The 8,772-nt window shown below is 55.5% G+C and carries 8 protein-coding genes and 1 pseudogene; 1 reads left to right on the top strand and 8 read right to left on the bottom strand.

Annotation, left to right across the window (positions count from 1 at the left end; translation table 11 throughout):
* The 8 genes and pseudogenes from ABWP27_RS10775 to ABWP27_RS10740 form a co-directional block, all read right to left on the bottom strand.
* Positions 1-158: pseudogene (locus tag ABWP27_RS10775) on the bottom strand (ubiquinone biosynthesis regulatory protein kinase UbiB); the annotation flags it as partial.
* On the bottom strand, positions 155-745 hold the full coding sequence (locus ABWP27_RS10770; RefSeq protein WP_353156524.1) for a ubiquinone biosynthesis accessory factor UbiJ: 591 nt from the start codon (positions 743-745) through the stop codon (positions 155-157). The gene ABWP27_RS10770 and the pseudogene ABWP27_RS10775, both read right to left, overlap by 4 nt.
* Positions 746-851: 106 nt before the next feature.
* On the bottom strand, positions 852-1,784 hold the full coding sequence (locus ABWP27_RS10765; protein ID WP_353156527.1) for a Tim44 domain-containing protein: 933 nt from the start codon (positions 1,782-1,784) through the stop codon (positions 852-854).
* Positions 1,785-1,797: 13 nt separating this feature from the next.
* Positions 1,798-2,532 carry a bifunctional demethylmenaquinone methyltransferase/2-methoxy-6-polyprenyl-1,4-benzoquinol methylase UbiE gene (ubiE, locus tag ABWP27_RS10760; protein ID WP_353156522.1) on the bottom strand — a complete coding sequence of 245 codons (735 nt, stop codon included), beginning with the start codon at positions 2,530-2,532 and terminating at the stop codon, positions 1,798-1,800.
* A 118-nt stretch (positions 2,533-2,650) separates the two neighbouring features.
* Positions 2,651-3,088 (bottom strand): gamma-butyrobetaine hydroxylase family protein, encoded by a 438-nt coding sequence (locus ABWP27_RS10755; protein WP_353156519.1) that lies wholly within the window; start codon positions 3,086-3,088, stop codon positions 2,651-2,653.
* A 77-nt stretch (positions 3,089-3,165) separates the two neighbouring features.
* Positions 3,166-3,597, bottom strand: a complete 432-nt coding sequence (locus ABWP27_RS10750; RefSeq protein ID WP_353156517.1) for an HIT family protein — start codon at positions 3,595-3,597, stop codon at positions 3,166-3,168.
* A 2-nt stretch (positions 3,598-3,599) separates the two neighbouring features.
* Positions 3,600-7,598, bottom strand: coding sequence for a DUF3683 domain-containing protein (locus ABWP27_RS10745; protein WP_353156513.1), 3,999 nt, complete (start codon positions 7,596-7,598; stop codon positions 3,600-3,602).
* 123 nt (positions 7,599-7,721) lie between these two features.
* Positions 7,722-8,210 carry a YqaA family protein gene (locus tag ABWP27_RS10740; RefSeq protein WP_353156510.1) on the bottom strand — a complete coding sequence of 163 codons (489 nt, stop codon included), beginning with the start codon at positions 8,208-8,210 and terminating at the stop codon, positions 7,722-7,724.
* A gap of 164 nt (positions 8,211-8,374) precedes the next feature.
* Here ABWP27_RS10740 and ABWP27_RS10735 point away from each other — a divergent pair.
* Positions 8,375-8,772: pyridoxal-phosphate dependent enzyme (locus ABWP27_RS10735; RefSeq protein WP_353156507.1), on the top strand; the 398-nt coding region annotated here is incomplete at its 3' end.

The following is an 8,772-nucleotide window of genomic DNA, read 5'->3' as shown; positions in this document are numbered from 1 at the left end:
CGCACGCCACGCGGTTCGGAAAGATCGCGCCAGAACAGCAGTTGATTCAGTAATTTTGTGGTGCGCGGAATCCGCAAGCCGGACATTGCGATGTCGTCGAGACCGTAGCGGATCGCGACCCGCAGGATTTTAAGTACGCGGAGGAATCTCAAGATCATTGATTACTACCCTTCAGCTTTTCTATCCGTTTGCTCAGTCGCGCCACATCGTCGCGCAATCTGGTCACATCGGCGGTAAATTCAGTCACTGCTTGCGGACGTATCAACATGGGATTTTCTTCGAGAAAATATTCAGCCACGTTTTCAGTCACTGACTGATGCAGCGCCTTGGCCGTGTTCAACGCAGACCGTGCGCCGCCCATCATTCTGTTCGCTGCAATATCGCCGACGAACTTGCTCAGATCGTCTTCCGCTTCCCAGCGCAAACCCTGACTCAATTGCGAAATCGTATTGGCAAAATCGGCATCGCCTTCTATCTTCACGAAGGAAAAAGCACGTTCGCGATTTTGCATGATGACGGGCAGATCGGCCAGTTGCACACGTATCGTGACCGTTGCTGCGTCATCCGCCGCTGCTGCTTCCAGCATCCCGTCGGCTGTCACTTTCAGGCGCGCCGCCAGCACGCCGCCATCCAGTACGGCGACCTTGCCTGCATGCGGCATCAGTTTGGCGCGCGCCCAGGCTTCCTGCGCAAGCAGATGATTGATGGCGGCGGGGAAAATGCTGGCGGGAGAAAAAGAAGTCATAGGCAAAAATGGTGAAGCCAAAAACAAAGCCGCCGGTGATTATTCACGGGCGGCTTCAAGTTTAGCAGTTTGCCGTCAGGCGGCGCTAACTATCTACATGGTGCAATTACAGCTGCTGAATACCGGCCAGAACCCAGCCGCCGTTGCCGTTGACCGGCTTGGACAGGTTCCACGCTTCGGTGAAGGGCTCAGTCGCTGCGCCGCCACCTTCATTGATCAAGCCGGTGAACTTGATGCTGGCGATGTAATCGTCACCTACGGTTTCCACGCCGTAGAATTCGCCTTCCAGCGAAATCACGTCGGTATGGTTTTCCGAAGCACCGCGTTCCAGCAATTGCGACTTCAATTCGGCAAACATTTCAGGTGTGGTGAATTCGCGAATGTCGTTGACATCAGCTTTGTCCCACGCCGCTTGCAGACGGATGAAATAGGTTTTTGCGTTGCGGATAAACGATTGCACATCGAAATCGGCAGGCAGATCACCTGCGTCATTACCCGCTTCATATGCTGCGCCGGATGCCATAGGCGCTGCCGACTGCAGAGCCGAAGGCTGACCGTAAGGCTGTTCGATACGCGAACCGATTTCAGGCGTATTGCTCTTTGCCGAGAAATTGTTCGGGAACGATGGCTGCATGTTGCCGGATTGGTTACCGGCGCTCTTGGCTTTGATCATGCGATAGATGAACATCGCTGCAAATGCAAACAGAGCGACCATCAACATGGTGCTGATCATGCTGGCCAATGCGCCGCCAATGCCGAGGTGCGACAACAGCGCGCCCAGACCCAGGCCGAGCAATGCGCCACCGAGGATATTACGCATCATGCTAGGTTTGGCTGCAGCACCCGCTGCGCCTGCCGCTGCAGGTGCAGCAGCCGGTTTGGCCGGAGTTGCCGATTGTTGTGGCGGAGCGGCACGCTTGAAGCTTTGCGATTGCTTGCCGAAGGAGCCGCCACCGCCCATGCGTTTGGCTTCCACTTCCGGAGCGACCAACGCCATCGAGCTGGCCACCACGACCAAGGCCAACAAAAATTTCTTCATCATATTGCGTCTCCTAAAGTTTTATTCCGGTGTGCAATGCCGCCACGCCGGCTGTCAAATTGAAATACTCAACTCTTTCGAGTCCTGCATCCTGCATCATTTTTTTCAGTGTCTCCTGATCGGGGTGCATGCGGATCGATTCGGCCAGATAGCGATAACTATCGGCGTCGCCTGCAATGCGTTGACCCAACCACGGCAACACGGAAAACGAATAAACGTCATACGGTTTTTTCAAAGGTTCCCAGACCTTGGAAAATTCCAGCACCAGCAGCTTGCCGCCGGGCTTCAATACACGCCGCATTTCCGCCAGCGCCACATCCTTGTGTGTCATGTTGCGCAAACCGAAAGCCACGCTCACACGATCGAAATAATTGTCGGGAAATGGCAATTTCTCTGCATCGCACAACGATGTGGGGACGATCAAGCCATTGTTCAACAGGCGATCGCGTCCGACACGCAACATCGACTCATTAATATCCGTCAGCCAGACCTCGCCGGTTGAACCTGCCTTTTTGGCAAACGCCTTGGCCAGATCGCCGGTGCCGCCTGCAATATCCAGCACCTTGAAGCCCGGGCGTATGCCAGCCTGCGCAATCGTGAAAGCCTTCCACACGCGATGCAATCCTGCCGACATGAAATCGTTCATCACGTCGTACTTGGCAGCAACCGAATGGAATACTTCGGCAACCTTGTGAACCTTCTCTTCTTCAGCGACGGTTTGATAACCGAAATGTGTGGAATTTGTCATGGCTAGTCGATTACATTATACAAGCGTTATTGAGATGTGAAGAAAACGTTAAAATTATTTTTACTTGTCGATAGCGCAAGCAAATTCAGTCGTGAGCCTGCTCGCAAACCGAATGGAATCAATGGCTTCCGCAACCGGAACCGCTGACCACTGCCTTGCTCATCGGCGCATCGCGACCGCTCTCGCGCGTGAAACCGGCGGCTTCCAGACGACGCAGATAATCTTCCCACAGGGCATCCTGGTTCGTTCCCAGGTGATGCAGGTATTCCCACGAAAAAATGCCGGTATCGTGACCGTCGGAAAACACCGGTTTGATCGCGTAATTGCCTACAGGTTCGACTGCGTTGATTTCCACATTGCGCTGGCCGGTTTGCAGGGTTTCCTGACCTGGGCCGTGACCGCGCACTTCCGCCGATGGCGACCAGACGCGCAACAATTCAAACGGTAGTGAAAAGGCAGCGCCATCATCGAATTCAACTTCCAGCACGCGTGATTGCTTGCGTACCGTCAAACCGGTTGGCTGTGGTGCTGGAGGTGTTTGTTTGGAACCAGTCATGATCGTCTCTCGTTCAGATTGCGCACAGGAAATCATGTTCGCCTGCGCAGTTGGTATTTGTAATGGATATCAGCGATTCAGCTTGTACAGGATACGCAGCGTATCACTGCCGCCCGCAATGCCGGCAGCAAGGCGCGCCGGTGTGCCAGCATTTCACCGGCAGTCTGGCGTACCGGTGCGGCCCAGACCGGATGCGGGAAATGCGCATCGTCGACAAAACGCGGAATCAGATGCCAATGCAGATGCGGCACCATATTACCCAGGCTGGCCAGATTGATTTTCTGCGGCTGCAATACTTCGCGTTGCGCAGCTTCGACCTGACACACCGCACGCATCAGGGTCGACCTGTCTTCTATTGCCAGATCGGTCATTTCGCTGACATGCGCATTCCAGATCACGCGGCAGAAGCCGGGGTAATTTGCATCGGCAACCAGCACCACACGCAACTGCTCATTGCGAAACAGAATTTCACCGCCCGACTCATCGCATAATTCGCATGCTGTCGCCATGCTTACACCAGCACACGTTCGATGCCGCCATTGTTGGCGCGTGCCACGTATTCCGGCAACCAGTTCGGCCCGAGCAAATGCTTGGCCATTTCGACCACGATGTAGTCGGCCGTCGTGTCGGAATCATCGTTGTAGCGCGACAAGCCCTGCAGGCACGAAGGACAGGAAGTCAGAATCTTGACCTCTCCGGTGAAGCCATCACTACGCAATTTATCCGCGCCCTTGGTCATTTCCTCTTCCTTGCGGAAGCGCACTTGCGTTGAAATGTCGGGACGCGTCACAGCCAGAGTCCCTGATTCGCCGCAGCAGCGGTCATTCTTCTCGATCTTTTGATCGTCAACAGTCGTGATCAATGCATTCACCGTTTTCAACGGATCCTGCAATTTCATCGGCGTATGGCAAGGGTCGTGATACATGTAACGCACGCCGTTGACGCCTTCCAGCTTGACGCCTTTTTCCATCAGATATTCGTGAATATCGATGATGCGGCAGCCGGGGAAAATCTTCTCGAATTCATAACCCTGCAACTGGTCGTAGCAGGTGCCGCAAGACACGATGACGGTTTTGATATCCAGATAGTTCAGCGTGTTGGCCATGCGATGGAACAGCACGCGATTATCGGTGATGATTTTCTCGGCCTTGTCGTAATTGCCGGTGCCGCGTTGCGGATAACCGCAGCACAGATAACCCGGCGGCAAGACGGTTTGCACACCGACATTCCACAACATCGCCTGCGTTGCCAGGCCGACTTGCGAGAACAGGCGCTCGGAACCGCAACCGGGGAAGTAGAACACCGCTTCGGTATCCATCGTCGTCGATTTCGGATCGCGGATGATAGGCACGACTTTATCGTCTTCAATATCCAGCAAGGCACGCGCGGTTTTCTTCGGCAGATTGCCCGGCATCTTCTTGTTGATGAAGTGGATGACCTGTTCCTTGACCGGCGGTTTACCGACTGTGGACTTTGGTGCGGCAGTCTGCTTCTTCGCCAGCTTCTTGAAGAAATCGTGGCCGAAGCGCTGAGCCTTGTAGCCCCAGTCGATCATGACTTTGCGGGTTGCGTTGATCGTCGCCGGATCGGTTGCGCCCAGGAAGAACATCGAGGCAGCGGTGCCCGGATTGAACGATTTTTTGTTCATCTTGCGTAGCAGATTGCGCATGTTCATCGACACATCGCCAAAGTCGATATCGACCGGACAAGGTGTCAGGCATTTATGGCAAACCGTGCAGTGATCAGCGACGTCTTCAAATTCTTCCCAATGCTTGATCGAGATACCGCGTCGCGTTTGCTCTTCGTACAAAAAGGCTTCGACCAACAAGGACGTGGCGAGAATCTTGTTGCGCGGCGAGTACAGCAGATTCGCGCGCGGCACATGCGTTGCACATACAGGTTTGCATTTGCCGCAGCGCAGGCAATCCTTGACGCTGTTGGCAATTGCGCCGATATCGCTTTGCTGCATGATCAGCGATTCGTGGCCCATCAAGCCGAACGACGGCGTGTACGCATTGCGCAGATCGGCGCTCAACTCCGGCGCATCCATCAGCTTGCCCTTGTTGAAGTGGCCTTCCGGATCGATGCGCTTTTTGTATGAGCGGAAATCAGCCAGTTCTTCGCTGGTCAGGAATTCCAGCTTGGTAATGCCGATCCCGTGCTCGCCGGAAATCACGCCATTCAGCGAACGCGCCAGCTTCATGATGCGCGCCACTGCAGCGTGCGCATCCTGCAGCATCTGGTAGTGATCGGAATTGACCGGGATATTGGTATGCACATTGCCGTCGCCCGCATGCATGTGCAGTGCAACGAATACGCGACCGCGCAACACCTGCTTGTGGATCGCGTTGGCTTCTTCGAGGATCAGGCGGAAAGCGCCGCCGTTGAAAATCTGGCGCAACGGAACGCGCGCTTCCGCTTTCCACGAAATGCGCACAGTCCTATCCTGCACCACGTCGAATACCGTGGCATTCGGCTGCAAGGCCAGGCGTTCGTCGAATGCCTGCTCCAGTTTTTCCATGCCCAGCGCCAGCAATGCATCTTTCGCATCGCGCAAAGGCAGGTCGAGATTATTCAGTACATACGACCAGCGTGCCTGCGTGGCAGCGATCAAATCATCGGCCTGATGCACGCGATCTTCCAGCAATTCTGCCGCAGGAATTTCCTCGCCTTCCGCATCGTCGCTCTTGCCTAATGGCAGATTGCCCTTGGCAAAAAAGGCGCGCAATTCATCCAGGAACTGCAGCTTGTTGCGGATCGACAGTTCGATATTGATGCGTTCGATGCCGTCCGAATATTCGCCCATGCGGTCGAGCGGAATCACCACGTCTTCATTGATCTTGAAGGCGTTGGTATGCTTGGAAATTGCCGCCGTACGGGCGCGATCGAGCCAGAATTTTTTGCGTGCTTCCGGGCTGACGGCAATAAAGCCTTCACCGACACGCGTATTCGCCAGACGCACCACTTCCGATGCCGCTTGCGCGACGGCGTTTTCATCGTCGCCGACGATATCGCCGAACAGGGCCATCTTCGGCAATGTGCCGCGCTTGGATTTGGTCGCATAACCGACCGCGCGCAGATAGCGCTCGTCCAGATGTTCCAGACCGGCCAGAATGGCGCCGCCCTTTCTGGTTTGCTCGTCGAGGAAATCCTTGATCTCGACGATCGATGGAATTGCATCGCGCGAATGACCGAAAAATTCCAGACAAACCGTGCGCGTATGCTTGGGCATCTTGTGCAAGATCCAGCGTGCCGATGTGATCAAACCATCGCAACCTTCTTTTTGCACGCCCGGCAAACCGGACAGGAATTTATCGGTAACGTCCTTGCCCAGCCCTTCCTTGCGGAAGGTGCGGCCGACGATTTCCAGCGTTTCTGTCTTGAAGGGTTGGTTGACGCGGCCCTTCTCGCCCGGATGCGTCCACTCCAGCTTGAACTTCGCCACCGGCGCATCATGAATCTTGCCGAGGTTGTGCTCCAGGCGCGTGACTTCCAGCCAGTCGCCATTCGGATCAACCATCCTCCAGCTCGCCAGATTGTCGAGCGCAGTACCCCACAACACGGCTTTCTTGCCGCCGGCATTCATCGCGATATTGCCGCCTATGCACGACGCTTCCGCAGAAGTCGGATCGACGGCGAACACGAAGCCGGCTTTTTCCGCCGCGTCGGAGACACGCTTGGTGACCACGCCCGCACCGGAATAAATCGTCGCGTATTCGCGGTCGACGCCAGGCAGCATGGTCATTTCGACAGCACCCAGCGCTTCCAGTTTTTCGGTATTGATGACGGCCGACATCGGCGTCAGCGGAATCGCGCCGCCGGTATAACCGGTGCCGCCGCCGCGCGGGATGATGGTCAGGCCAAGTTCGATACAGCCTTTGACCAGACCGGCCATTTCGTTTTCGCAGTCCGGCGTCAGTACAACAAATGGATATTCGACACGCCAGTCGGTGGCGTCTGTCACGTGCGAAACGCGCGACAGACCGTCGAACTTGATATTGTCTTTCGCGGTGTAACGACCCAGCACCTTGTTGGTACGCTTGCGCAAATCATAGGTCTTGCGGAATTCTTCGCCAAAGGCGGCCACCGCCTTGATCGCCGATTGCACCAGGGCTTCCACTGCTTCCGCCCTGTGCTCTGCATTGGCATCGCCGGCAGCGGCCAGATCGTTCTTGCGCCGCTTGTCGATTTCCGTCAGACGGTGATTCAGCGCATCGATCAGGGCCTGACGACGCTTCGGATTATCCAGCAGGTCGTCCTGCAAATAGGGATTGCGCTGCACGACCCAGATATCGCCCAGCACTTCATACAGCATGCGGGCCGAACGGCCAGTCTGGCGCTCGGAACGCAGCTCGGAGAGCAGGCTCCACGCATCTTCGCCCAACAGACGCATGACAATTTCACGGTCGGAAAACGAAGTGTAGTTATAGGGAATTTCACGCAAACGCGTAGGCACAGCGCCGCCGGGAGCGTCGGCTAGAAGATTCTGGATTTGTACGGGTGCGTTCATCAGTGGGTCAATTGCATTCACGCTAAATATGCATTTTAGCTGATTGCAGTGCAACACGCCCGAACTACATACTGTCAAAACGACCTGGGAAACACCGTTTTTTTCAAATGCTGCGAAAGGCAATCAAAACAAATGAATCAGATATTGCCAAAAACCATCCGGCACATACAGCAGCAGCCAACTGATCGTCACATAACGCAGAAATTTACCGATCGCCATATAAAAAACGCAGGGCCAGAACGGCAGCTTCAGCCATCCTCCCAGCAGGCAGATTGGATCGCCTATGCCGGGCAGCCAGGCCAGCAGCATGGTTTTTGCGCCAAAGCGCTGCAACCAGCCGAACCAGCGTGTCTGTTTTTCCTTGGCAAAAACCTGTTTCGCCCCCACGCCCATCCAGTAATTGACGATACCGCCCAGCGTATTGCCGGCCGTAGCTACCAGAATCACCGGCCAGAACAGGGCCGTATTGGCCTTGATGACAGCAAATACCGCCGGCTCCGAACCCAGTGGCAACAAGGTTGCCGACAGAAAACTGATGACAAATACCGAAAACAGGCCGACCTGCGGCGCAGCCAGCGCCGCCAACAGCCATTGCACGCCAGCATCAATCATGTTTTGCCTGTATCAAATGTTTCAAATCGGATCATCCTGCCCAATCAGCCTGCAAAGTATTCTGCCGCGGACATGCCGCAATGCAAGGAGATAAAGGCGTCCATTATAATGAGCGTCTGCGCGGCGCCTAGCCTATGCATGCCGCGCCAATCACATTGATCACTATGACTACCGACTATCTGAAGAAAATCCTCACCGCGCGCGTCTACGATGTCGCCGTGGAAACGCCGCTGGAACTGGCGCCAACGCTGTCGCAGCGTTTCGGCAACCAGATTTATTTCAAGCGCGAGGATATTCAAAGCGTCTTCAGCTTCAAGCTGCGCGGCGCCTACAACAAGATGGCGCATTTGCCGCCGGCACAAATGAAGCGCGGCGTGATTTGCGCCTCGGCCGGCAATCATGCACAAGGCGTGGCCCTGTCTGCCGCCAAACTTGGCTGTCGTGCCGTGATCGTGATGCCGACCACCACGCCTTCGGTCAAGATCGAAGCGGTCAAGGCACGCGGCGGTGAAGTCGTGCTGTTCGGCGACTCCTACTCGGATGCCTACCAGCATGCGCTGAC

The organism is Herminiimonas fonticola (assembly GCF_040395855.1).
GTDB classification, from domain to species: domain Bacteria; phylum Pseudomonadota; class Gammaproteobacteria; order Burkholderiales; family Burkholderiaceae_D; genus Oxalicibacterium; species Oxalicibacterium fonticola_A.
The sequence above is the reverse complement of the archived record's forward strand: the minus strand, read 5'-3'. Positions and strand labels throughout refer to the sequence as shown.